The sequence below is a fragment of the Edaphobacter sp. FHG110511_03 genome (assembly GCF_059115365.1).
Map to the genome: position 1 here is coordinate 51,754 of NZ_JBZYWL010000010.1, position 26,809 is coordinate 78,562.

Below are 26,809 nucleotides of genomic sequence, written 5' to 3' on the forward strand. Positions count from 1 at the left end.
TGATCAGTAATTTGACGTCCCGCGTGTAGATGACCCAACCGCGATTCGAACTTGTCACTTCAGCTTGCAGTAGTTGGAAATGCCTGCTGAAATCCACGAAGGCAGCCTGGAGTCGTTCGTTTTTTGATGAACACGAACATACGAATATTCCAAAATCGCTGGCTTGAGGGATAGATAGACTCATGCATCGCGGGCTTACACGAATCGCAGCACAATTGGCACCCCTAGGCTTGCCAGTGTCTTTAGACATAAATGCAAATATCTGCGAATCTGAGGTGGTATTAGGCTTAGGTTGCTGACCAATTGACATCAACCCACTAGCGTGCAAAGCACCGCTAATGAGTGTGATGGCTATACCAGTTAGTTTTGGCAAGCAGAGTCGCCCGATAGAGCACAGAATGCATCTAGACGCGGATACCGAGTGTTGCCCATTGCGACGGATCTAGCCGAATGAGTTATACGAGAAACGATCTGTTCTCGTGTGAGTAAGGGTTCTTTACTCATCAAGAGCGCAATGACGCCCGCAGCAAACGGTGTGGCTGCGGAGGTCCCGGAAAAGGAGGAATAGGAGTTGTTCGGTATGGTCGTCTGCATTGCAGTTCCGGGGGCGACAATCGTGGGCACTGGCAAATACCTAGACGACCAGTTGGCCTGGTTGTCACAGCTGGAATAGCTCTTTAGCTCGTCGCAAGGTGAGCTAGCTGCGACTGAGATTACCCCCAACTTTGTAGCAGCCAAACTTGCCGGAAAATCCATATCAAATTTTTGTTGTTGATCGGACGCGAACACATTACCTGCAGCAAATAGAAGAACAAGCCTTTTATTTTTCCCGTTGAGACTGCGGTCGATCGCGAGTGCTATATCCTGAGAAACTAATCCGTTTGGCATCCCCCAACTCGCGCTAATTATGTCGGCGCCAAGTTCGCTGGCTTTATCTAGGGCATCCGCCAGCGCGGCTGTGCTGTTCACCCATTGCGGTTCTCCGTCTATCGTTACGTAATTTGCAGCTTTTATTGCGATGATTTTGACATTGGGGGCAACACCCATCACGTTTCCGTTGAAAGCTCTTCCCGCAATAATGCCTGCGCAAGCCGTTCCGTGGACTGCTTCAGGTTGAAGGATATAGGGAAGCTGACTTGTTGTTCCTATTGGTGTTCGTGTCGTAGTATCCCAATATGATTCGATGGCATCCTTCAAATCTTCGTGATTGAGATCTACGCCGTCATCTACTATGGCAACCCTAACATTGTCGCCTTTCGCAGAGAATGCTGTCCACGAATGAACGATGCCAAAATCGATAGGTGTGCTCGAGAGCGTCCACTGGTCTGGAAAGCTATTAGCTGCGGGCACGGTCGACGGCTGTAAGGGCGCTGGAGCTTTTTCCGAAGGCTTTAGAGGGAGCGAATTTGACCGATGGATGAAATAGAAGTTCGGCTCGACGTATAAGATCTCCTTTACGAACTTCGGCATGTTCTTAGTGGCAGCGACCACACTCTCGGGATGGGGCATACTCACGATATATCGTCCAGGGATCCGTGTGGCAGTTGCTACTTGCGCTCCATATACTCTGAGCCTTTGCCGAGCGACATCGTCGCCTGTTCCCTCTCTGAACTGGACTATCAACTCAGGGAAAAGCGCGACATCTGTTGAATCCGAATCGGTTGCATACACCGGAACTTGTTGAATCTGATTGGTTCTTTCTAAGGCAATTGCACTCGAGGGAAGTGCGCCTGCGATTGTCGACTTAGATATCCCAAGCAACCCGGCGTCCGGAGTCCTTGCCTGAACAGTTTGAAAAACATTAGTGAACCTCTCGGTGACCGCAATATCCACGGAAGGTTTGACCACTCTTATTGCCAGAGAACCCGGACGTTGAACTAGATGAATATTTTGACCCGCTATTGTAAGGTTTAATTCTTGCTGACAAAACAAGGTTGGAAGACACGAGAACGATAGCAAGACGATTCGAAAAAGAAATCTAATTGGCCGTTCTCGGCAGTAGCCTATCGAGTCAACGAGCATAACTTCTCCACCGCTCGAGATTTGAAGCCATGAGGCTCCATAACCTAAGCACAACTCAACTTCGGATCATGGCCCGGGAATGCTCCTGAACCTACCATGGGCGGCAAGCTACGTCAACGTTATATTTTCGATGTCGCGCGAACATTTTTCGCCTAGGGAAACATTCGCTGCAGTTCGCCTCAGCGGGCTGGTCCATTCTGCAACTGGGACAGTATCCGCGTCTTCCATTTCACCTGAATGAGATTGATGGCGGCTTCGCGGGCTTCGTGGACTCACGAATCCTGCGCTGTGGTCCTCAATCAACGCCCCTTCGATAATCATCACCCGGACAATTCGCGCAAGGACCCATAACTCGTAGACCCGCCAGCGCTGCCGCCAGATTTGAAGATTCAAGAAGTCATAGATACCGTCCACGGCGTCCGCATACTCGCTTGCTGCCAAGGTTGCCTCTCGCAAGTCATACGCAGCACGTTCAACAGTATTGAACTTGCCATCTTCAACTCTTCGCCTCGCTATTGGATAGCCTAGACTGATCGGACCTAAGCGCGCTTTTTGCCGCAAAACAGCGGACAACTTGACAACGCCTTCAGGCAATCCTGAAATCAGCGCCGAAATATCTGGACTTGCCACCAGAACCTTTTTTATCAATGCCTCCAGCTCCTCCAGCCTTTCACTCAGACCTTTCAGTCGATAAATATCGGTCGGGTTGTATTCGAACTGGTAGCGCGTGTCTTTTTCTGCTAACCGTAGATATAGTAATGCTCTCGCCGGATCAGACATCTGAGCTTGGCGCTCAAGCATTTCTGCCCTCTGACCCTTGTGACTGACACGCGTCGATTTGACGTTCTCGCAAATCGAGTGGACAAGGCGGTCTAAATCGCTCAGTCGTTTTGCTATACATTGGGAGTGCTCTACAAGGAAGCTTTGATTTAGCGCGGTCGCTACCGCTCCGCGGAGTTGAGGCCCGAAATCCAGTTCAACTTCGGACGCTAGTCCGGGTAAAACGATGAACCGAATGTTTCCTTTCAGGTTCGCTTCAATTTGGCCGAGCATCGTCGCGACATCATTCATCATTCGGACAAATGGCAGCCGCAACTTCACCATCTCAAACAGCAACCGAGCGGGGGACAGGGCCAGAAGTGCCTCAGTCGTACCGCTCCCTTGTGATTCAACTTGTTTGGCAAGGTCAGCGAGCTCGTCCTTGTCAAGAAGACCGAGGATCTCGTTCGCTGACAGGGAGGCTGCGGAAGTGCGTTGCATAGCATGACGATTCTAGCGAACTCCGGCAACATGGGTAGCATTTGTCGTGCTCAATTCCGATTTGGCGGCGGGCCCGACGATCATGTATGACGATCTACAGAGAAGTTATTAGGACCTTCAGAAACACTCGCGCGAAATCTCTGTATCGCGTTAAGGCACTTGGCATTGCAGGTTGTGCAACCGTCAACGGTAATCCTCATGCGGCTGTCTCTCGCCAAAGGACCTTCTCCGCGAACCGCTGTCAGAGTTATTCCGAGAGGCAACAAAGTCATAACCTCTGGCCCATAACTTAAATATTTTCACCAACAAAACTCCCTATTTTGAGTTCATTGGAATCCGTCGTCCGCTAACATCGATAGGGGATTACCACGGAACGGCCGCCTCTTAGCGAGGAGAGCGGGACGATATCGCATCGGTCTACGTATAGCGGCCGAGAACCACTCCGGAGCATCAACAAGCTGGCCCTTTAGATCGGAGGTTCGGAGTTTACCCAGGACTATCAGTGATCGAAACCTCGCCGGCCAATCATCAAAAAGCCATGCGACTGTTTGCAGTACTTTGGCTCGGTCAGTAACGCAAAATGCGTCGAAGTGTATAGGAAACCTTTCCTTGGGTGTGATCTCAGATATTGAAACTCCTGATGCTTCAGAGAGAAGTTTCCGAAATCTATACGCGCGCGGGCGGGTGCTCGTGATGAGACCTAGAATCTGAGCGAGTGTATTGAAGTACGACGCGGTGCTTTCCGAGTCAGGCGGATCTATCGCATGGTTCAATATGAGTGAGTGACCGTGCTGCAATCTGAACAGTGCGCCAGGAACTCTTTCGTTGTCACAGGCCTCCCTAAGGTCACAGCCACACATACAGCAGACGAAAGATGCCGCGCGGTTCGACGCGCTTTCTATCCCCCATTTCCCCGCGATGCGGATGAATTGGTCTAGCACAGTGAGGGCACGCATCATGGAGGTAACACTGGTGTTCCTCACAAATTGTATAGAGAGAGAGCCGCCACGTCTTTTTGAAATATGGCGTTTGACTTTGAAGGCATTGAGGGCAATATTGAAGACCCCTTCTGCGTCTCAAGCGATGGAAAACTCCCAGCGGAAGAATCCATTTAGTGTGTCCGGTTCGAGTCGTCCGGTCGAAAAGAATGCCTTCGTAGCATGTCAGAAGAGTAGCAAATGCCTCATCCTTAGAAATTCCTGTCATATCTGCGAGGTCGGTGACCACATTGGAGTTTGCACGACGATCGCAGTCGCGATTCCACAATGCGACGTTCGGCCACACCATATGACAGAACGTCTGGAGCTTCAGGTTCTGCGCATGAGCGACTCTAATCAACCATGAGGAGAACAATTCATCAAGTAATGGTTTCGGTCTACATCCCAACAGATTAATGTTGTCGTTGTACACAATCATCCACCTATCACATACATCTAGAGGGCTGTCATCGCATGTTTTCTGCCCTCACGCAAAGGGATCCACTTTATTTTTTTTACGGTTGATGGAGATATAGCTTCGGACTGATCTCGGATGGCAACTTCTGCCGCCGCATTGACCAGGTCGCATATCCCACCGATCGTTCCATCGCTCATCGTGAGGATAGAATTCATAAGTTCTGGCTGTTGGCTAAGATAAGACGGATTCCTCAGCGGGAGAAATCTCTCAATCGACAACAGCAACCTCTTATATTCTTGCCCGAGCTTCCATTGAGGAAGCCAGACAGGGGGGAATCTTGTGGCGCTCTGATCATCGACTTCAAGAGCATTGAATGCGTCACGGGTACCGGTCAGAACGAGCGAAATTCCAAGTCTATTAGTGAGGAACTTAAGAGTATTTAAGGCTCGACGCTGCTGTTTCCCGCTACACGCGAGGGTGTTGTGAATCTCCTCACATATGATCATCTCTACACCCAACGCAGGAAATACCGAAAGGATTTGAATAAAGAGTGACTCTGGGCCCCGTTGGGCAGATGCTGGTACCCGCACCGCCTCAAGAAGATATCGATATATGCCGGTTTCGGTCGGAGTTGGCGGAGCTTCAATTAGAACAACAGGGAATCGACTGCATTCCGCTTCAGGATCTTCGGGAGGATTAGTTTTATCGCGGAAGTATTCTACAAGGGTGGTTTTTCCATTGTTGGAACGTCCGACAATAAGCGAACCAGGCATGCGGGTTTTTTTCGGACCGGTTATGAGGCGATTTAGATGAGCCAGAATGTCCTCGGCGGCGGCGTATCCAATCCACCTATCAGACCTGAGATACTCGATTCGGTCTTGATCAGAGGATTGGAGCAGAGATTCCGCTCTCCGCATCAATTGGGATGTGATCATAATTCCTCCAGATGTTCGAAGGGCTCGCACTCGCCTTCAACCTCCTGTTGATCAGGCAAAATCGGCATCTTTGGTACAGCCGGTACAGGTACATTCAGGCGTCCCGAAAGAGCAAGATTCTCTGGACGCTTACTAATTGCCAATCGTGCCATTCTTGATTTTTCCTTAGCTTCGTCCTCGCGAGCTCGCTTGCGGCAGTAATACTCAAAGATGTGAGCTTCGTTAAGCTCTTCCCGCGCTTTGATGATTTCACTTCGCGCTTCACGGAGATTATGGATATTGATGATGTCGTGCTCGAGATTCCTATAAGGGATCTCGTAATAGAACTCATCGTTAGGATTCCAGAAATAGATTGGCGCAATGAAGCCGTTGAAACGGTGAAATTTATATTTGGTGCCCTTCTTGGCAGTTTGAATAAACGGATCCAAGATTGGATCGTAGTACTGGATATTGTCGATTTCGACTCCTGTTTTTTGGATCGTTCGATAGAAAATCGGGCTGAGTTCGATCCGGAGTTTACGTTCGTCGAGTGGTACAAACGGTAATCCTGTTCCGGGCTGATCATCCGTTCCCAGTATGCAACGGCGATACTTTTCGAGAGGTGCTAACCCTCCAATTCCAGCATGCTTGCTAAGGTGGTAGCGGTTTACAATTTCATCCGCCACAAGAATTTCGAGTTCGTTCAGTGTGAGGCAGGCCTCGGCCGCCGAGTCGTAGGCATCATTGCAGTCAGGGGCCGGACCTGTGGTGCCAGGCAACGAATTGAAGAACTTCGAAAGCGTTCCAGCGTAGCGCTCAATGTGCCCTCCGTATTGCGGAGTCATCACTTTGCGCCACTGCAAGTCCATTCCGTAATCCAAACAGACTTGCTTCAACATGTTTCCTCTAAACACCTTAGCGTTATCAGCGTGAATGGTCATTGGCAGTCCATGGATGGGCCATTCGCCGGGTACCCCGAGTTCTTTGAGCCAGTTATCCTTTGGAAGAATGCATCGAGCAAGACACAGACCGACAGAATCAGCGTCCGGTGTGTCTGAAATTGCAAACCCCGGAATCGCTCGGCTAAGTACATCGACTGCGATCGTGATCCACGGACGTTCAAGATAGAAGCGAAATTCCTCATCGGCAACCATAGTGTTGACCCTGAGGTGGTCTATCTGCCAAACGCAAGGTCCCGGATCATAATGGTCGGGCCATGTCCTCTTGCCAGCTTGTTTCGCTTTGCCGATCTCATGTTGCCAGCGGTCACGAATCGTGTTCTCGTGGGGTGGGAAGAAACCCATTGCCCGGATCGTGCCGCGCACAATTTTCACGAGTTCGTCCCATTCTGGCCTAGGTTGTCTTTTAACCTCGCGCTCTAGAATCTCCAGCATCTTTTTCTCTACGGGTAAGGCAAGTCTTTTTTTACCTCTCCCACCTGAAGGAGTCTCTGCAACGAACACTGATGCAGACTGCGTCTCATCGTATTTTTTTAGCCAACGATAGATTGTCGAGTGGTGCTTGTTAAGGTCGTTGGCAACCTTCTTGATCGCTGAACGAGTTCTGTGCGCCGGATTGAGAAACGGTTTAAGTAGGCCCAGTCGTTTTTGTGCCAGCGCAAGACACTCTTGGCTCATGATGCGGCACTTCCCTGAAGATAACCGCGAGGTGCCAAAGAACCGCGAAGCGATAGTGGCCAGCTTGCATATTTCGCGTTCGCCAGTAGATAAATTGTGGATCGACATTGTTTGTAAATCGATCGAGCTAGTCACTACCCAGCGACCCCTACTATCTTGTAATTCGGAGCCAGGTTTGAGGTTTACGACATTGCCGGGCATAAATCATCGCCCCCTTTGCCATACTCGTGTGTTCATTGTGAGCGGTTGTTTTAGATTCATGGAGAGTTCCCCAAACGCAAGAAGACGCCAGAACTGTGGCAAAGCTCGCAGTCTAGCCTTCTCATCATTTCCAACAAGCGCAGCTAAGATCGTCGCCGGTGTTGGTGTTTCCGTGACCTTCACGAAACCAATAATGCTTGTAGCGAATTCGGGATCTAATGGAATTCTCCTAAACGGCCGCAAAAATTGAGCAGTTCGAAGCAATGGGGTCCTGACGTACCTCTCGGTCATCAGATGAAAGGCGTATCCGGACAAGGCCGCAAATCGAATTGCCGCACGGAACCGAGGTCGATAATCGTTCCAATTCTTGACCAGATCCGACCTGTATTTCGTCTCAATCAGCCAAGGTTTTGCGGTAGAACAACGGCGAATGAACGGCCCACCTCCCAGTCTGAACCAAACACAAAGGTCAGGGGTATAGGGACGCAACGGCGCTTTACCGTAACTGTACTTGATCTTGCAGGGCTGCTCCTCGAACCGCTCGACTATCGAATGGGATAGGAAATCCGCGATGACGATGAGATCACGTTCTAAGGAAGACTGATAATGAACAGGATTGCCATTTTCGGCGACTATGAATCCCGTCAAGCTCCGATAATTCTTGAGAATTTTCTTTACCGGCATCTGACACCTCGCACCGTCAGAGGTTTTGCCTAACCAACTCCCGTCTCGTGATGAGCTCTACAAATCTGACTACCTCCGCTGTTGGTCGCGATATGATCGACAGTAATCGAAAAAGTTCATACAGGATCGCGATTGTCCGGTGCCGTGTCATTAAAGGGTATGCTCGAACGAGCGCCCACAGAGCATCGATGAATAAAGGAAACACCGCACCGATTCACGATTTTAGAAAGATACGAACGGCTCTCTCGGTCGGCTTGGTCTAACAACAGTGGGAAATACAAACTCCCCGGTCCTGACACTGGACCAATAAATATGTATTTGTGTGTTCAGAACAACACACATCGGCGAGAAATTTTTCCACCCTGCGTTGTTTTTGTCAAGATTTTTCCTGGAAAGTTCAGTCTTCGGCAAACCAAAAAATAGGCGTCCTAAGCACTTCACGAGATCCATAATCGGGATCCAGCATGCATCGGGCGGCTAAAAACGTCAGAAGGATCTGCCGATACCTGAGACAAACAAAACAAAGGATCTCCTGCTCTGCACGGATCTAGTAGCAGAACAACAATCGTCGACAGTTGTGGTCTGCCCTAGAGCTCTTCGTGGTTTGCACGAAGACTCAAATTTAGCTATCAGCAATAGATAAATAGCCAACTGCAAACCTACTGAAATACTTAGATCTAGGCCTTCATTTAGATTGACGTGGGCTAGGTTCGAATCTAAAGTTCTTGGACGTTACGCTAGGAATGTCGACAGCTCGAGAGTTGGCAATGATCGACCGGATCTTCACCTACGAAAGCACACGTCTTCGTCATCGAGCTGCTCCCCTTTTGCTCGAGCGAGAGGCTTTTCTGACCTTCCTTTACGATCGAGGGATAGCGATAATTCAGCTCAAAGCAATCGCGGCGACTCTTCTTAACATCGTTCGCTTATTAGGATTAGAGTCATTGCGATCAATTCAAACTTCGGAAGTGGCGGATGCCGCCGCGCGGTGGTGCAAGGACTCCTATCGGGGTAGAGGACGGCATTCTAAATCTCCAAAATACTTCAGCACCGTCGCGATGAGATGGTTTCAATTTGCGAACGTCATCAGCCCTATGGTTACAGTAAAGAATGAAAGTGATACTTTACTCGAACGGTTTAATCGTCACATAACTGTGGACTGTGGGCGCTCAGATTATTCCACGCGCCACTATTTGCGGCGTGCAACCCAGTTTCTTGTATGGGCAGGTACGAGGATTCCGTCGTTTGCCGAGATTGATATTGGGGATGTCGAGGAATACTTGGAACATTGCCGCGAACGCGGTTTCCGACCCAAGACAATCAACGGGATAGTCGCCGCGTTGCGCGCGTTTTTTCGATACGCAACGTCCGACGGTTTCAACGTTTCTAAAATAGCTCCAAGAATCAATTATGAACCAGTCTGTCGATATGAGAACAAACCCAAAGGCCCCGAGTGGCGAGACGTCAGACGTCTACTCGACCATGGATTCGGATCCACACCCTCAGATTTGAGGGCTGCGGCGTTTGTGGCGCTAAGTGCAATCTATGCCTTGCGACAATGTGAAGTGGCGCGTTTGAGACTTTGCGACATCGATTGGACAGCTGAAACAATCACTGTTCATCGGGGCAAATCAAGGCAAATCCAACAATTTCCGCTTCAATTCGAAGTCGGCGAGAAAATTCTGAATTATCTCCGTAATGGGCGCGCGAAATGCTCATGCAGAAGTTTGTTCATCGCGATCAGACCACCTTATCGACCCATGAATCCCACGGTTACGTATGCCATCGTTGCCGAAAGAATGAGGTATCTGAATATAAAATCTGAGAATTTTGGCCTTCACGCATTACGACATTCTTGCGCCACAAAGCTCTTGCGTGAAGGCTCGCCGTTGAAGGATGTTGCAGACTTCCTAGGGCATTCTGACATGTCTTCGGTGAGCATCTACGCGAAGTTTGACCTGAAGACACTGGAACAGGTGGCATCATTCAGCTTGCGATGGTTGAATTGAAATTAGCTTTAGCCGTCACAAAATATATCGACCTTAAGCGTCAGACCGGATACGCGTTTGCAAATGGACGGAAATCCCTAAATGGGTTTTCTCGACGTTTCGGCGACACAGACCTCTGCAATATCACGACTGACCTTGTAAGTTCTTTTCTTAACGAGACCAATTGCGGATGCCTTCATTGGCATGCCAAATATGGAATTTTGTCCAACTTCTTTAGTTATTGGGCAGATAGGCACGAAATGCCTGAGTTGGAAATGCCCACTAGAAGGCCGAAGCCACGTTCAACCTTCGTTCCATATATATTCAGCCGCAATCAATTGCGTGACCTCTTGAAAGCTACTACATACTGTCAAAACAGCAGAGACCATATCGATGCCCCAGTCATGCGTACCCTAGTGCTGCTTCTATATGCAACGGGTGCGAGAACCGAAGAAATCCTGCGCCTGCACCTTAATGATGTTCGTTTCACCGAACGCTTGATCAACATAGAGGGAAGAGGGCCCAGAGATCGCCAAATTCCGATAGGGGAGGGCCTGGCTGAGATTTTGCGTAAATATGTTAAGTGGCGTACCAAGCGAAGCCATCTCGGCCAGACTTTCTTGATCACAAAAAATGACGCACCTATTAGCGCGGCAAATGCTGCCCGGTATTTCGAAAAGATTCGGAAGAAGGCTGGTGTTTCGCGGTTCGACGGAGCTTCGTATCAGCCCAGGCTATGCGATCTAAAATGCACATTCGCGGTGCACAGGATCACATCGTGGATCAGGAACGGTGCTGATCTCAATCGGATGCTACCGGCGCTCGCAGCTTATATGGGGCAATCAGGTCTCGGTTCAGCTGAACGATATCTTTCTCTGACACCAGCACGATTTCAGAAGCAACTTAACAAGCTTAGTCCAGAGCGCCGAAAATTCCACTGGAGAAATGATCGGGGTTTGATGATATATCTATCATCACTTTGACGTGGTGTCACACCCCTGAACGAGCGTTTGCTCCTTCATTCAGGGCGTTAAATGTATAGGCTCTGAGTATCAAAGGGACAGGCCCGCAGCCGCTATGCATCCCTCTTCGCCTTCGCTCACCGCGCTTAGTGGAGCCGCTGCAATCTTTGCTTTTGCCTCGGCGCTAAGTTTTCTCCGCGGTCGTTTCGGAGACCATGCTGGCGCGTCGACAGCTTTTGCGGAAACCTCCGATTAGAGAATTGATTTCGAAATGGGCAGTCCCGCAACTTGATTCAACGCTCTAGAATTCCTGTATGGCCCCAAAATCAAATCTGGGGAAGCTGGGTGCATTTCTGAGTGCAGTCCTTGTCTTAATCTGTATGGGCACCGGATATTTCGTCTTTGCGGCGGCAGGAACGTTGAACTATTACACCAAAGAACTTAATGTGGCCAAGGCGGGCAGCCTCCTGCTCGGGCCCGCGCTCGCCGCGAATTGGTTGCCTTGGTATGGCGGCCAGCCGGCCAATGAGCCAGGTCGATCGCACCGGGTCAACGTAGTCCGTACGAGGAGCGAAACACCGCCGGCCGTGCTTGTTCCGGCCTACTCCAGGGACGCCAAGGATCTGGGCGTCGGCAAGTTACTGGTCGCGAGCCCGAACCTAGCTGACCCGAATTTCGCCAGAACGGTGATCCTGCTGGTTCACAGCGATGACCAAGGTTTCGTCGGACTAATTCTCAACCGGCGGACAAACCTTGCGCTTTCGCGAGTCCTGGAGAGCCTCCCAGGGACAAAAGACCGTTCCGACCCAGCCTATCTAGGAGGTCCAGTCGAAGTTCCATCGGTGATTGCGTTGCTCAAGTCGCCGGACAAGGTCGAAGGGGCTGATCGCATCTTCGGTGGGGTTTACCTGATTTCCACGAAAACTCTTTTAGAACAAACCCTTGCGATGCGGCCCGACCCACAAGCTTTTCATGTTTATCTGGGTCATGCGGGATGGGACAGCGATCAATTACGGAAGGAAGTGGAACTGGGCGCGTGGTTTATTCTCCCCGCGGACCCTGGGGTGGTTTTCAACTCGGATCCGGGTTCGTTGTGGCCGCAGATGATTCGAAAAACGGAGCAGAAGATTGCGTCTGGGATGTCTGGGAGCATGCGGCACAAGGTGGGCCATGCGCGGCCCAGCGATAGAGAAGGCTCCTAACGGATTTCAGGGGAGGTGGCAGCGAGTATCCCACCGCTGCTGCGGGGTGTCCAAAATGAAAAGGCGGCAGTTCCCTTCCGCCGTATGCTTTCGTCCGCTGAGAACTCAAATTTCCAATTCAGTTGGACAATGGCTCGAATTAGAGCTGTCATGACGGTGATTACGTTCTAGTTGCAAAAAAATGCAAACCGCAGTATTAATGGTCCCCATGTCAACACACCGTACGCCTGTAAGTCTTGATCTATCCGAGGATGAGGGAATAGATTTAGCTCAATTCCTCATTCGGATTCGATGGGAACACATTCAGGAATGCGCCTTGGACCACCATAATGCCTGCAACATGCGAGATGCCATCACAAAGCTTCGGGTCGCTCTCGCGAATTCTGGATTTGAGCCAGACTGAATTGGAGGACAACGGAATCTCCGGAAAGGGTATCCGCAAAGGCATACGCCACATAAAGCTTTTGGGTAAAACCCAGCGATAGCTAAATTCGATAGCTATTATGGTGCATCCTAGGCCTCTTGTTCGATCACTGCTAGTTCTGCATGGGACATGCCACTCGTTCGCTCAATGGCGCTGCTACCTGAGAGATCATCATGTTCATCCGTTGCGACAAGACAGTGTTCAGATCTCCGTGCGCATTTTTGGCTGCCGGCCGATCACTCATGCGTGGCGTAACTGTGTCGCAACGCGGAGAACGTAAAAAATATCGATGTTGGGGTGGTCTGGTTGGAGAAACAAGTGCAATCGTCAGTGAGTCGATCTTGCTATTGATCCTTTCTGACATCTGAGAAGAGGAGTTTCTCAGATGTCAGAACTCAAGTACCCGGATTACTTGAGCCATATCCAGTTACCTCTACAAATTGATCGGGGGTGACCTTAGTCGTGAACAGACCGTCAGCGTTGCATGAAATTTCACACGATACCTTGAAAGGTCATTGTTGTGCCTATTCTGGCTGTTCCGGTGCAGACTGATACTCCTGGTCCTTTTAGAACTTCCTGGGTTTAACAGCATTCCATTACAGAACCGGCTACCGCATTAATTAAGCGCAAGTCCGCGCCTGACATTTCGGAACATCCAACACTACCGGATGTCGCCGATCGTTCAATCGAGCTCAATGTACTTGCAGTTATCCGCATATTTTTCTAAACGACGAAACGCTCCATTAAGATTCGGAGGGCTTGTGCGCTCGTATACGCTGCATAGCGCTGATATCGGTCATCCTTCACCTCATCTCCGAAATCGCAGACCGATTTCATGCCTATCACTTTGGGCTGAGGTAGAGGCGATTCGTCAACCGCTCCGTACACACCATAGAGCTCCATCTCAACCCCCAACAGTTTACGATTGTGCTCCCGTATCGACCGCACTACTTGTTGGTCTGCCAGGACAGAGGCTCCGGAGGCTACTGGTCCAATGTGCATCCGAAGATTAGTCTTTGGGCAGTCGGCCTGCCATGATCTTCGAATTTCATCGAAAACTTCCGAGGAGTTCGCCATCAAAATCAACTTACCGCGAACGTACGAAGAAATCGGAATTTGTCGAGGTGCCACCGAAAAGATAGGGGAACCGCCATCCACCAAGTGTTTACCGCTTCCCCAATCCCAAACCGCATCTGCCACGATGATGTCACCAAATTCGTTTGCTCCGCGAATACCCGCGAGAATGCCAACCATCGCGAGATAGCGTGGACGGAAGGTATAAATCATCTTTGTTGCGGTTACCGCGGCAGCAGTCATCCCCATTCCGGGCGTCGCACATGCAACAACCTTCCGGCTTTTTCCATCAGAGACATATGAGCCATGATGGTAAACAGTACCGTCACCAGGCGAGGGTTTTATACTCCAATGCCAATCTAGGTTGAGGACAGCTTGCAATTCTAATGAGGGCAAAGCTGTCACAATACACAGGTCGACTCCATACTCGATCTCATCCGTCACTGCATTTGCAAGTTGCAGATGTCTTAATTTTCTCTGAATGAAAACCTTCCAGTCTTCTGCCGAGTGATCATAAAACACAACGTCCCAGAGATCTTCTGCGAATCGCGGAGCCGCAGTATCTCTCACCTCTTCATAAGCGGTCAGACCAACAATTTCTCGAGGACGCAAATAGATGTCACGCTCCATCACTTCGTCGAGTAGAGAGATTCCGCCTAATGGCGTTGGCACTTGATCCGATCGTTCAGGTATAGCTAGATCCAGAATCATCAAATCGAACCGTACTTGCCGGAGTTTGGTTTTTCCTTCGATTGCGTCTCTCGCCACCACCACGTGGTCCAAGGTCAGATCAGGCACTTCTTGAATCGCTTGAAGAACCCGTCGGAGTTTATCCGCATCGTCTTCAATGACGAGAATTCTCATTTAGCCCTCGAATGGTTTTTGAAATAAGAGACTCCAATTCGCTCTGCCACCCCTCGACCGCAGCGTGATAATAAACCATCCCGCGGTACGTCTCCGGGTAGGATCTGGCGAGATCCTCTCCCAAATCAGCGAGCTTCAACACATGTGGCGGCCTGCCGAATGTTTCAAACTGAGTGACGACAATCACCGGTATAATCCTGTCAAATCGGTCCATCTGACTCAAGAATTCCCTGCCGCCGAATGGATGCGTGAGTCCACCGGCCTCATCGGGGCCTGCATCAAAATTTGGCAAAGTCATATCCAGAACGATTAGATCGAAATCCTCGTTGCGAACGGCCCTCAAGCCGGATTGAAGGGACCGCGCATTCGAGATTTTTATATTTGGTAGCCGAGCAAGAAGATTACCTAATTGCAGCCTCTTATTGTCGTCATCTTCCACAACCAAAACATGCATAACAACCTCCATTCACGATAGCCCGATTTGTAGCTAACCCGCGGATAATGGAACGGTCATCCGCACTACAAATGCGTTGGGACCTTCAAAGCCAAACTGAAGCGGCTGGGGTGTTAGCGTGCCCAAGCGACTCCGCAGTTTCATGAGTCCGGTTCCACCTTCCAATCTGCTTGCAGTTAATTCCTCTCCGCTTTCAATTTTCTCTCGGATTCGTCTCACATGATCCTCGATATGATTTGAATAGACACCATCTGCCACTTGACTCTTCACGTCAATCAGTAGTGATGCTTCTTCCAACGTCGCGCAGACGTTTACGTTTGGGTTCTTCATGCCGCTATGACGGGCGATGTTTCCAAAAATCAAATAAAAGATATCGGAAAACCGAACAAGCTGCGAGAAACTTGGGAGCTCGGCAGTAGTCAGATCTAACGTCGGGTTAAACTCGCGCCAAAGCTTCTTCACTTGTTCTAGACCGATATGGACAAGTTCTTCGAACGAAAAGCTCACTGGCGTGACAATTTGACTTGTCTTAAACCAATCTTTCGTTGCTTCGAGAGCATTCTGAGCCTTCGTTTGCGACACACGTATTGAGTTGTTGAGTTCGTGAGTTTCGTGCCCACGAGTAGTCTCTTCAATCTGCTTCAGGAGTTTCGTAAAGATCTCGTTTAGACGAGGAGTGAGTCCAAACCCAATATATTCCCTTACCTTCGCCAAATCGTCCTCAACAACGCCCCAAAAAACCTCTATCATTTGATCAACGAAGGTATCGAATGAATTAGCTCCAGCCACATTGCTTAGGCTGAGGATCGACTCCTCCGATACACGACTATCAAAAAGTCCGTCAGGTTTATCGTCGCTTTGAATTTGCATTCGCGAATCAACAAAGTCCGCAATGAAGGCGTCGTATTCAGCAGAGAACCGCCGCAGTTGCTCGTCTACTTTTACCGCTAGCCTAAAATCAATTTGAGATATTTGCTCAAACCAGTATTCGTTCCTCGCGTATTGAATTGTTCCGGCACGTTTCTGTGTTATCAAGTGCTCGTCTTCAAGGGGTGCGCGCATTTGTCCCGCTAAGACCCCGTGGCGAACTCTCATACTTAGATAACAATCAAGACCATGATAGGCATGCGTAAAACATTGATCCACGAATATGGATACTATTTGAACCAACAAATGACTAGCCTCATTGAGAGGAATATCAGTCAAAGCGTTTTGTACTGCGAGGTGATGTCCTTGCAATACCGACCGTATGCTCTCAGCATCGGGTACGATGCCTGCAGCAATGAGGCTGCGAAATCGATTGAACCCATCTGAAAGATTGCGGTCTGCCCACCGCTTCAGTGGATCAGCATCTATTGAAATTTTGCTTTGTTCAATCTGACGCACTCCACCTTGAATGACCTGGCGTCGTGTAATTGTTCTAATCTCAGTCTCATAGACCTCATAGTTAGCAGGATCAAGGCGCTCAAGAATCCCACACACTGCGATCCTTTCTTCCTCCAATTCTCTTGAGCTCTGAAAGGCGGTCGAAACCTGCATAACTTCCGGAACACAAACGTGTCGCAGATAGTAGATTGCGTAGGACATCTCGAGAGAGATAGTCATGGGATCAATCTGAGAAGGACGCTCCAAACCATGAGCGATGAGAAAGTCTTCATACGCATACCCGCGTAGATCGCCGTATTTGTCATCCTCGTGCCTTGTGTAGAGGTCAAAAATGATCGGAACCTCGATATGAGAGCGCAGATTCTTAAGAGTTTTCTTATCTAAACAATCCACACATTCGCTGAGCGGCACCATTCGGATCGAACCAGCGTCCGCAATACACGTATCAATGATCAGGCCCAGTGCTTCCAGAAGGAGATTTGACTTAAGTAGCGCAACTGCCCTGGCCCTCAATCTTCTTCTGCGAAGGTATGGAAACTCTTCCACTGTCGCACTAGCGGTAAGCGACAGAACTGAATCCAAATCGTCCTCTGCCAAAGCGTGCATGATTCGCAGGTCACGGTCGTGGGAAGGTGTGAGATTGGCAAAATTCTGTGATGATTCCGTCAACACATGGGCATGAGCGGATGCTGACGATTGCAAGAATTTGATTAAGCCTTCGACGAAGTCTCTCCGATCCAAAGGTGGGAACCGAAGGAGACTAGTGTCTAAAGTGTTTACTGTGACGAATTGCTCTTTCCAACTGGCGGTTGGGAGCTGAGGCTGGCTCGTCATTTGATCATCTGCTACGTTCGTAATATATGCGTAGGGTTCGCTTCCAGATATAGGTTCTATTAGACGCAGAAGATCCAAATAGATGTCGTCACCGAGTCGATCTTTCTTATAAAGCTGAGTGATCGATCTCTCTATTGCTAACGGAGCGGTTATATCGTTTTGGGGTGCAGCGACTGAATCCTCAGCACTGAGAATTGCCCTGAAGATGATCCCAAAAACATCTCGGCGATCGTGACACAATCGTCTAGCTTCTGACAAATCACCTGTGAATAAACATCTGATAAATGGTTCGGACCGAAAATCAGCAGGAGAAAGATATGCAGTGGTACTTCGCCAAATATATAGCAACCGGCCCAGACGTTTGTCAGGAATAACAGCGGCCAACTGTTCCAATACATAACCAAAATGAGCAGAAGCCGGATTCTCTTCGACATGGCAGAAATGGAACACGGCACATTGAACGAAGGTTTCGTACAAATCGATGAGAGAGGTTCGTTGCGCATAGAGCAATACGTCGGCGACAGCTCGATGTGTTGATGGCATTTCTCGAGCAATGAGAAAGTTCAGATACGATGCGAAATCTTCTTCAAGATTCCAGCGAGATGATAAGTCTAAGAAATCTGATGCAAACTTAAGCGGATTGATCGTTGGCTCCGCTCTTCGGGAGTGGTGATATGCGTAGAATGTCGCCAATGAGTTCGGAGCGGTTTCGTGTATGCGCGCACTAAATTTTTTTTGGGCTTCGAGCCCTTCGGAATGAGACAACAGAGTGATACGCTGTCCGATACTCCACAAAGAAAACCCGCAGTCCCGATCGAGGACATCCAGTAAGCCTGTGCAACTCTCGTAATCACCGACGACCAGCGCATCAAAATATTGGCGACGCATATCAGCGAATACTCTTAATGCTTCACTATTTGCTAAAAACGAAAACGCACACCATTGAATCTCTCGTTCTAAAGAGACTGGAAGAAGAATACGACCCGAACCAAGGGACGTAAGGCGCCGGGGAAACAACCTATCCCACAAGGATGGTTCAGTTTTTCTAGTTCTCGGAACCCACTCAAATAACCTTTGGAGCTGCGATGAAGGGACGGATCGCCTGAGAGTTGAAAGTAGTGCGAACGCATCTCGTGAGCCCCGCAGTTGGTTGCGTAATTCTAACGGGAGTTGCTTCTGTCTATTTGACTTCTTGGACATTATGCCTTTGGAAAATCTCTGCTAGAAAGTTCTTGAGAGGGGGACATGGAATAGCGTCTCCTATTCTCCGGCGGTACCTGAATATATTCGCATGTGATGATCAGAAGTATTGATTAGACCGCCATTTTGTTCTAACGATGTCAACTCTTCCGTACCCGCATCAGCCCGAGAACCACGAGGTAAATAGCGGGCTCCTCATCTTAGTGGAGCGAAACCAGCCCTAAGCTCGTTGCTTTTCTGCCGCAGTTCATAGCGTGACTAGAATATTGCCATACCTACCGAGAGCCGTCTCAGATCAGGCCAGCCTGGAATGCTATCTCTGAAACAAAAACTAACTTTGAATTCCTCGAATGGTTTTTAAGAAGGGGATTTTCTGGAGACAGATGAATTGCAGACGTGCAAGACATGTTCATCGGTGGCCAACGATATGCGATCTCCTGGATTCGTCTGCTTTAGCCAGCGTCACTAGAAATAGGGCCAGCCTTCACTCTTGCTTCAAGGCGCCACCAAAGGATCTCCATTAGCAGCTTGGTGTCCCACTTTCGATTGTCCACTAAAACAGCTAGCCACTCATAATCCGAGAGTCGCAGCTGCGTTATTGCGCCACAAATCGCCGTCTCTGATATATCGCCGCAATATGGCTAGAGAGCGATGGCCTGTTTGCTTCATGATCGTCATCTCCGTAGCTCCATTCAGTGCTGCCTGGGTAGCCAAGCCGGCGCGCAGACTGTGTCCGGCTAAGGTGGAGCTATCATAGCCAGCCCGTTCCGCAGCCCGTTTGACGATTAAACCGACGGAATCCTTGTTTAGGGGTTTCTTACCGACCTTGCCATGTCTGGATACCCGCCGAAATAGAGGACCGGCCTCCATTCCAGCTGCAGAAATCCACTGCCGGAGCGACCTCACCGGACATGAGTCAGGATGGACTCCTTGGGGGATAGCGATTTTTCGTCCGTGCCCTTCTTGATCGGTCTTAGAATGCCTCAAGATGATAACCAACCCGTCTTCGCTGAAGTTCGCGTCCTCGATCGTCAGGTTTGCGATCTCAGATCGTCGGAAACCTCCCGCATAATCGACGAGTAGCAGCGCTCGATCCCGTACACCGATAAGACTCGAGGGGAGGTGTTCGACGATCTTCCTAAGGTCTTTAGTCAGGAGGGGCGCTTTGCCTTTCTGAGCCGTTCCGATGGTCCTCCGAATTCCCTTCAGTGTCTCGCCCACGACCAGATGGCGTGTCGTAGATGGTGTTTCGACGCCAGCGGCCTGATGAGCCTTCGTGATAGAAGTGAGCCGCCGTGTGATAGTTCCTGCCGCGCGGAAGGAAGCAATATCGGCGATATAAAGGGCCACCGTTGCCGGCGTGGCGGGAAGCGAGGGAAGCTGATGACCCTGACACCACGCCTCGAAATGCTCCCAGTCGGAGCGGTATGCCCGAATAGTGGCGGGCGCTTTGGCGGCCCGAACGAATTCCTCTGCCCGTTCTACTAGGGCGGTCATCTCGGCCGCATGGGGCATAAGAGTGAGTTCAGACATCGACAGGAATCTCCAGAGTGTGGATTATGCTGCAATCAGGATAATCCTCCGCATAGTCGGTTTGTGGCCAGCTCCTGAGACCTTTCTGTTCCCCACCCAGAATTGACTGGGAGGCACGCTACGGTGCTTGCGCGCATTCCCCAGTGTTGAGAGATTGTAGACCAACCGATTCTCTTCCCGCCAAGGATATAAGCAGATGCGCGCTTCATACCAGAGCACAATGGAAGGGTACCAAAAAGTTGTAGGTGGGGGCGGTGAAGCGAAGCAGTCATCACCCCATATACTTCGTTCACATATGGAAGCTCTTTGGATTTTGGTCGGTTTACTCATAGGCGGCCTAGCAGTCTACTTTTTGGTCAAGCCCCGGGTGAAGCTCGCCGAAACTGAAGCGATTACGGAGCGACTACGTGCGAACGAATTAGACGCGTCACGCCAGAGGCTGGAGATTGAAATCTCCATCTGGAGGGGGGGTGCGGACCGAATTGGCGAATTGACTGCCGAGTCGGAAAAGAATCGCTTAGCAATTCTTGATTTGACCGGAAAGCACTCGACTGCAACGGCCTGTGTAGGCGATCGAGACAAAGCAATTAGCGAACTGAAAGATCAGATTACTGCAATGTCCGAGGAGGCCACAGAAAACAGGAGAAAGCTGACTGAGCTGGAAATAGATCGGGCGGCGATGTCATCGACGATCGCTGAGCGAGAAACAGCCCTTCGAGACGAGCGAATACAGTTCGCTGAAACTAAAACAGCATTCAGGGCGCAATTCGCTGAGCTATCCGCGGAGGCCCTTAAAGACAACGGCGAGAAATTCCTAGAGACCGCAAAGCGTGTTCTGGCCCTACAACACCAAGCCGCTGAAGGCGAACTAGATAAGAGACAAGAAGAGATTAAAAGCCTTGTTAGACCTATAGAAGAAGGCATTAAAGCCGTTGGTGAAGCGACTCGAGAGATGGAGGCAACGCGAGCAATAGCATTCGGAACAATCGAGGAACAACTACGACAGTCAATCACCTCTGCTGTGGAAGTGGCCAAGCAAGCGGGCGCTCTCAAAGACGCGCTAAAGAGGCCGAATGTGCGAGGAAGATGGGGTGAGGTTCAACTAAAGGTCTGTGTGGAACTGGCGGGTATGGAGGAGCACTGCGATGTTGAGTTCCAGGAAACCACGCTAAGCGCAGAGGATGAGGCTCTCAGGCCCGATATGATAGTCCGAATGCCAGGAGGGCGAAAAATAACCGTGGACTCTAAGACTCCAATGGTTCACTTTCTAAGTTATATCGAAGCCTCCACAGATGACGAAAGACAAACGGCGCTGATAAATCATGGAAAGTCCGTAAGGAAACACGTCGGGGATCTAGCAAAAACTGACTACATGCAGAAAATCGCAGAGAGTCCAGACTTCGTCGTGATGTTTCTACCAAACGAATCGTTCCTAGCTATGGCCCTAGAGAAAGAACCGACGTTTATGGAGGAAGCCTTAAAGAGGAAGGTCCTCGTGGCCACGCCTGGAACACTTATCGGACTTCTTAAAGTTGTCCAGTTTGGCTGGAACGAGCAAAAAATCGCTCAGAATGCGCAGCGGATTGCGGATGAAGGTTCCAAACTGAATGGCGAAATCGTCAAATTCCTCGCAGACTTCGCGAAATTGAGTCTTGCCCTCGATTCTGTAAACGAGGCTTTCGGGAGCAGCAGACGCAGAGTTGAAAATCAGATTGCGAAACGCTCATTAAGCCTGACAGCCCTTGGTGCCAGAAATACGTCTTCACTTGGAAAGAGCAAGAAGGTATTGGGAGAAGTAGCAAATATTCTCAAGGCTGCCGGGGCAGACGATGAAGATATCGAACAGACCGAAGATCCAGAGCATCTCATCTTAGTTACTGCGACAGGAGAGGACGAAAACGAAGAGTGAATTTTCTGTTGTTGCCGCATCGTTCCCGCTAGACTGGACGCTATCCTAGGGTGCAGTATATGGCTCATCGTTAAGTAAGGCAGCTGAATCAGCGTTCGGTTTCTGTTGATAGATTCATGATCGCGGTCTCACACCAAACAAATCGACTTTTTCATCTCTTGAAGTACCCAATAGAGCAACTCTTCGAGGACACAGGATGCCACCACCCGGACAGGAACTCGTCCGAAATCTGTTCGAGTATGTCATTGCATACACACAGATAAAGACGCCATGTGCGCGCAACATCATGCAACAGCCATGGTCACAATACCTGGGCGAAGTGCCGCATCACGAGACTATCCAATTCACACCTCCCGCCTCGAGTGATAGTGCATCCGGATGGGTTTTGCTCAAGGTAGGTCGAGCGAAGCTCGCCGACCCCCCTAACCCACCCGATGTACTTCTCGAATGGCTCGAAGCCGATTGGAAAACACAGCAGGAACCTCAACCGATCCCACAACGCGACACCGTTGTCCAAGATGAGCTAGTGATCGAACGGTTCGACGACGCTTCAGAGCGCGTCGAGGAATTTAACACTTGGATTCGAGTGTTTCGGATCTGGAGTGATGCGGACCGTCGGGCTAAGGCCGCGCTGAAGCTGTTCGAGAAGTTGTACGAAGTGCACGGCAGGCTCGAACGGGAGAACGAATTGTGGGAACTGGCTGTCGGAGACGGCTTTTTGCTGCATAGCGCGGCACAGGTCGATCATCCCCTCTTGACGCACACCTTGCAGCTTGATTTCAATCCGAAGGTTCCCGAGTTCACCGTCACAACTGCTATGAAGTCCACCGAACTCTATGTGGCGCTTTTGACCGTGCTCGGTATGGAGGGCAGATATCTCAATGCGCTCCAGGAGGAATTGGACGGCGGTGGCTACTCTCCCCTCGGAGCCGACGAGACCTCCGCATTTCTCAAGGGCCTTATCCAGCGTTTTGGAAACGGGGTTTTCGCCGAGTCCAAGACGAGTTCCCCCGCAGATAAGCCGAGCCTTTATAGGAAACAAGTGCTGTTCCTTAGGCGACGAGATACTGGGTTCAGCCGTGCGCTCACCGCCATTGAGCAGGCAATCGCCGCCGGAACGTCGGCTTCGGAAGCCATCCTCAAGATCGTTGGCGTGGTCGGCAGTGGTTTAGAGGGGACGCTACATGGGCTCGGTGAAGGAGGGTCTGGCGGCGACGGTTCCAGACCGATTACGGACGCGCCAGAAAAACGGCGTTTGGATGACAGGAAGGTCCTATTTAGTAAGGAATCGAATGCCGAACAATTCGAGATCGCGCACCGGCTGAGAAGCCAAAGGACAGTGCTGGTCCAGGGCCCGCCAGGCACCGGCAAGACGCATACCATCGCGAATCTGATAGGCGATCTTCTCGCTCAAGGCAAGACCGTTTTGGTTACTAGTCAAGCAAGCAAGCCATTACGAGTACTGAGGGACAAGATTGTGCCTGAACTGCAACCTCTCTGCGTGAGCGTTGTCTCCAGCGACGAGGTTGGGAGGAGACAGCTTGAGGCCTCCGTAAGCGGCATAACGGCGCGGCTGGGGTCAGATTCGGCACAGCAGCTAGAGTCCCAAGCGATCCGCTTGGAGATTGAGCGCCAACGGCTACTCGACCGAATCGAGGAGTTGCGTAGAAAACTACTTTCAGCGGCGCTCGGCGAATACAGAACTATACGCATCGGCGATGAAGAGATATCACCGGCCGATGCTGCTCGATACGTCAGGAAAGGGCGAGACACGCTGGAGTGGATACCAAGCCCTTTGAAGCCCTTGGCGGTCTTGCCGCTCGGCCCAGAGGAAGTAACTGCCCTCTATGCTTCGAATGAAGAACTCAGCGACCACGACATCTCCGAATTAGACTCCGAACTGCCCGACTTGGCGGACTTGCTCAGTCCCGAGGACTTTCAGTCCGTCGTGAGCGAGTCAGAGGGTCTAGCAACCGCCAATGAACACCCGCTTTTGAGGTTCTGGCAGCCGAATGAGACGGCCACACTTGCGGAAAGGCTGAAGGCACTCGCGTTTCGGGTGCCGACTGTAATACGGGTCCTCTCGACAAGCGCCGAACCGTGGACTGATGTGTGCATTCTCGCCGGCATTCGGGGGGAATCTGCTCAGCGGTCTTGGCGAATGTTGACTACCTTTGCGCGCGAAGTTCGGGAGCGAGCCATCGTGATGGAGGCCGAATCAGTCTTGCTGAGACCCCAACTTCCGACAGCACCCTTGAAGGAACAACAGCAACTTTTAGACGAAATCATAACGTCGCTCTCGGCCGGAAAAGGGCTCGGACGCCTAACCCTTCTCATCAAGCGTGAGTGGAAGAAGTTAATGGACGACTCGCGTGTAGAGGAACGAACCCCCTCGACCATTGAAGACTTCCGCTGCTTGAAGTCGCTTTGCGATTTGGAGTTGCAGCGGCAAGACTTGCGGAGTCGTTGGCTGGCAATTTCAACGACGACGGCGACGGTCGACATGACGTATCAGCCGGAGCAAATCGCCTACCAAGCGATAGGGAGCATAGATCGAGCCCTTGGCTGGCACGACGCTGAATGGCAGCCCTTGAAGACGGAACTTGTAGAACTCGGCCTGGAGTGGAAGGCGTTTGCGTCCAGTCAGCCCGTGGCCCTAACCGTTGACGGAGAGCTGCAAACGCTCAAGGGGCATGCATCAAAGGTTGGCGATCTGATCCGCGTTCGTCTTCTCCAACTGCGGAGGAATGAGCTTGAAAGAACGGTCGAGAAGCTAAGCCGGCTTTCGTCAGGTTCGGCGGCAAACGTCGTCAGAGACTTGCGGCGGGCAGCGTCCTCACTTGACGGAGACTTATACTCCGCATCCTATGCACGGCTGAGAGCTTTGATCGCTCTTCGTCCGGCATTCGAACTCCGCCAGAAGCTCCTTGCGAAACTGAAGCCTTTCGCGCCGGGTTGGGCAGAGAGCATCGTTCAGCGGAAAGAACCGCATGCCGCTTCCTTCGCCCCGGGAAACTCACAATCGGCGTGGATATGGAGACAATACAGCCAGGAGCTGGATGCAAGAAACTCCGTCCATGTGAACGCATTGCAGTCGGAACTGGACTCCTGCCAGAGACAAGTATTCAACATAACGTCCGAGTTGATCGATCGCTTGGCATGGAAGCATCAGCTGAACAGAATCACGAACAGGCAAGACCAGCGCACCGCGCTTCAAGGCTGGGTCGATACGATGCGCCGGGTGGGAGCAGGGACTGGAATACAGGCAGCACGCTTCCTATCCGAGGCTCGCAAGCTCATGAATCAATGCAAAGACGCGGTTCCCGTCTGGATCATGCCGATGTCGCGCGTTGTAGATAGCTTTGACCCCATAAAGACGACCTTTGATGTCGTCATCATCGACGAAGCGAGTCAATGCGACCTGGGCGGCCTTATAGCTCTCTGGATGGCAAAGGAAGTGATCGTTGTTGGAGATCATGAGCAAGTGAGTCCAGACGCGGTTGGGCAGCAAGTACAGCAAATTGCGGCGCTCCAAGAGACATATCTCAAAGAAATTCCGAACAAGCACCTCTACGACGGGCAATTGTCCTTGTATGATTTGGCTCGCCAATCGTTCGGAGGGACAGTCTGTCTTCGTGAGCATTTCCGCTGCGCACCGGAAATCATTCAGTTCAGCAACAATCTTTCATACAACAGACAAATTAAGCCTCTGCGAGACACGACCTCAATCAAGGTTAAACCTCCTTTAGTGACGTGCTGCGTGTCCGACGGTCAACGACGTGGAGATCATAACGATGAAGAAGCGCTTACAATCGCGTCTCTGATCGCGGCTGCCATCAGCATTCCTGAATACGCAGGGGCGACGTTTGGTGTCATCGCGATGGTCGGCAATAGCCAAGCGGCTCTCATTGACAAGTTGCTCCGCCATAAATTGAGCGCTGCTGTATACGACGAGCGCAAACTGATGTGTGGGAACCCGGCACATTTCCAAGGCGATGAGCGGAACATTGTGTTTCTGTCATTCGTGGACTCTCCAAAAGCTCCAGGACTGATGCATACTGTCGCCGCCGGCGCACGCGACATGTACAAGAAGCGCTACAACGTCGCCGCCAGCCGTGCTCAGGATCAGCTCTGGATAGTCCATTCGATGGACCGCCAGTCGAATCTCACCGCTGCCGATCTGCGCCGCCGGCTACTGGATCATGCACATGATCCTGCTGCAGCGATGGACAAGCCTGGGGAATCATCCGCTGCTGTTGATTCCGAGTTCGAGCGGCTCGTCATGAAGGACCTGAAGATGAAAGGCTTCCGGGTTACTCCTCAGTGGAAGGTGGGCAGCTATCGAATCGATCTCGTTGTCGAGGGCGCAAAGGAGCGGCTTGCGATCGAATGTGACGGAGATCGCTTTCATACCCTTGAGAATCTTCAAGCTGACTTGGAACGGCAGGCCATATTAGAACGCCTTGGTTGGCGGTTTATCCGTATCCGGGGATCTGAATATTTCCGAAAGCCCGAGCAAGCCCTGTTGCCGCTCTATGAGCGTTTGGAAGCAATGGGTATTGAACCGCTTGGCGAAGGGTCGCGTGGTACCGAATCCGAGCTCAGTAAGCGGGTGATTGCGGACGCAAGGGCAATCCGTGCCGAGTGGGAACTTGAACCGGAGGTACTGGATGAAATCCTCAATCGAACCCGACCTCTCGCCGTCGAGTTTCAGATTAATGAGGCCTCCGAGCTTTACCTCGCGGATCAACCGCCGACTTTGTTCGACTGAGGCCAGACGTCCGTTCGTGTTTTCTCATTGGCGAGACCCATATGGCACTTCCTCGGAAGTCAACTTATCGGCAAGTTCGATTCTCAGTTGTTGAC

At 50.8% G+C, this 26,809-nt stretch carries 16 protein-coding genes; 6 read left to right on the forward strand and 10 right to left on the reverse strand.

The genetic code is table 11. The annotated features are described in order from the left end of the window. Window positions 1-360: 360 nt before the first annotated feature. The 6 genes from AC5S26_RS26785 to AC5S26_RS26810 form a co-directional block, all read right to left on the reverse strand. Complete coding sequence (locus AC5S26_RS26785) at window positions 361-1,833, reverse strand: S8 family peptidase (protein WP_494188016.1); 1,473 nt, start codon at window positions 1,831-1,833, stop codon at window positions 361-363. Window positions 1,834-2,130: 297 nt separating this feature from the next. Next, a complete protein-coding gene (locus AC5S26_RS26790; RefSeq protein ID WP_494188017.1) occupies window positions 2,131-3,282 on the reverse strand; it encodes a hypothetical protein in 1,152 nt (383 codons plus the stop codon). Between the two features lie 846 nt (window positions 3,283-4,128). Continuing rightward, window positions 4,129-4,698 carry a TniQ family protein gene (locus AC5S26_RS26795; RefSeq protein ID WP_494188018.1) on the reverse strand — a complete coding sequence of 190 codons (570 nt, stop codon included), beginning with the start codon at window positions 4,696-4,698 and terminating at the stop codon, window positions 4,129-4,131. 17 nt (window positions 4,699-4,715) lie between these two features. Continuing rightward, window positions 4,716-5,612, reverse strand: a complete 897-nt coding sequence (locus AC5S26_RS26800) for a TniB family NTP-binding protein (protein WP_494188019.1) — start codon at window positions 5,610-5,612, stop codon at window positions 4,716-4,718. Continuing rightward, a complete protein-coding gene (locus AC5S26_RS26805) occupies window positions 5,609-7,429 on the reverse strand; it encodes a TnsB C-terminal domain-containing protein (protein WP_494188020.1) in 1,821 nt (606 codons plus the stop codon). Before AC5S26_RS26805 ends, AC5S26_RS26800 begins: the two co-directional genes overlap by 4 nt. 3 nt (window positions 7,430-7,432) lie before the next feature. After that, the gene (locus AC5S26_RS26810) at window positions 7,433-8,113 is read right to left on the reverse strand and encodes a TnsA endonuclease N-terminal domain-containing protein (protein WP_494188021.1); all 681 of its coding nucleotides are present in this window, start codon (window positions 8,111-8,113) and stop codon (window positions 7,433-7,435) included. 767 nt (window positions 8,114-8,880) lie between these two features. Here AC5S26_RS26810 and AC5S26_RS26815 point away from each other — a divergent pair. The 4 genes from AC5S26_RS26815 to AC5S26_RS26830 all read left to right on the forward strand — a co-directional run bounded on the left by AC5S26_RS26815 (window position 8,881) and on the right by AC5S26_RS26830 (window position 12,668). Beyond that, on the forward strand, window positions 8,881-10,122 hold the full coding sequence (locus AC5S26_RS26815; protein WP_494188022.1) for a tyrosine-type recombinase/integrase: 1,242 nt from the start codon (window positions 8,881-8,883) through the stop codon (window positions 10,120-10,122). Between the two features lie 254 nt (window positions 10,123-10,376). After that, window positions 10,377-11,084 (forward strand): tyrosine-type recombinase/integrase, encoded by a 708-nt coding sequence (locus AC5S26_RS26820; protein WP_494188054.1) that lies wholly within the window; start codon window positions 10,377-10,379, stop codon window positions 11,082-11,084. Between the two features lie 359 nt (window positions 11,085-11,443). Continuing rightward, window positions 11,444-12,265 (forward strand): YqgE/AlgH family protein, encoded by an 822-nt coding sequence (locus tag AC5S26_RS26825; protein WP_494188023.1) that lies wholly within the window; start codon window positions 11,444-11,446, stop codon window positions 12,263-12,265. Window positions 12,266-12,473: 208 nt separating this feature from the next. Beyond that, the gene (locus AC5S26_RS26830) at window positions 12,474-12,668 is read left to right on the forward strand and encodes a DUF7706 family protein (RefSeq protein WP_494188024.1); all 195 of its coding nucleotides are present in this window, start codon (window positions 12,474-12,476) and stop codon (window positions 12,666-12,668) included. Between the two features lie 744 nt (window positions 12,669-13,412). Here the strand turns inward: AC5S26_RS26830 and AC5S26_RS26835 are convergent. The 4 genes from AC5S26_RS26835 to AC5S26_RS26850 all read right to left on the reverse strand — a co-directional run bounded on the left by AC5S26_RS26835 (window position 13,413) and on the right by AC5S26_RS26850 (window position 20,034). Further along, the gene (locus AC5S26_RS26835) at window positions 13,413-14,627 is read right to left on the reverse strand and encodes a 5'-methylthioadenosine/S-adenosylhomocysteine nucleosidase family protein (protein WP_494188025.1); all 1,215 of its coding nucleotides are present in this window, start codon (window positions 14,625-14,627) and stop codon (window positions 13,413-13,415) included. Then, a complete protein-coding gene (locus AC5S26_RS26840) occupies window positions 14,608-15,081 on the reverse strand; it encodes a response regulator (protein WP_494188026.1) in 474 nt (157 codons plus the stop codon). Before AC5S26_RS26840 ends, AC5S26_RS26835 begins: the two co-directional genes overlap by 20 nt. Before the next feature lie 33 nt (window positions 15,082-15,114). Continuing rightward, a complete protein-coding gene (locus AC5S26_RS26845; protein ID WP_494188027.1) occupies window positions 15,115-18,189 on the reverse strand; it encodes a hypothetical protein in 3,075 nt (1,024 codons plus the stop codon). 882 nt (window positions 18,190-19,071) lie between these two features. Next, window positions 19,072-20,034, reverse strand: a complete 963-nt coding sequence (locus tag AC5S26_RS26850) for a site-specific integrase (protein WP_494188028.1) — start codon at window positions 20,032-20,034, stop codon at window positions 19,072-19,074. A gap of 196 nt (window positions 20,035-20,230) precedes the next feature. On the opposite strand from AC5S26_RS26850, the gene AC5S26_RS26855 reads away from it, so the two are divergent. Further along, window positions 20,231-21,943 (forward strand): DNA recombination protein RmuC, encoded by a 1,713-nt coding sequence (locus AC5S26_RS26855; RefSeq protein ID WP_494188029.1) that lies wholly within the window; start codon window positions 20,231-20,233, stop codon window positions 21,941-21,943. A gap of 196 nt (window positions 21,944-22,139) precedes the next feature. Further along, the gene (locus AC5S26_RS26860; RefSeq protein ID WP_494188030.1) at window positions 22,140-26,714 is read left to right on the forward strand and encodes a PDDEXK-like endonuclease domain-containing protein; all 4,575 of its coding nucleotides are present in this window, start codon (window positions 22,140-22,142) and stop codon (window positions 26,712-26,714) included. The last annotated feature ends 95 nt before the right edge of the window (window positions 26,715-26,809 follow it).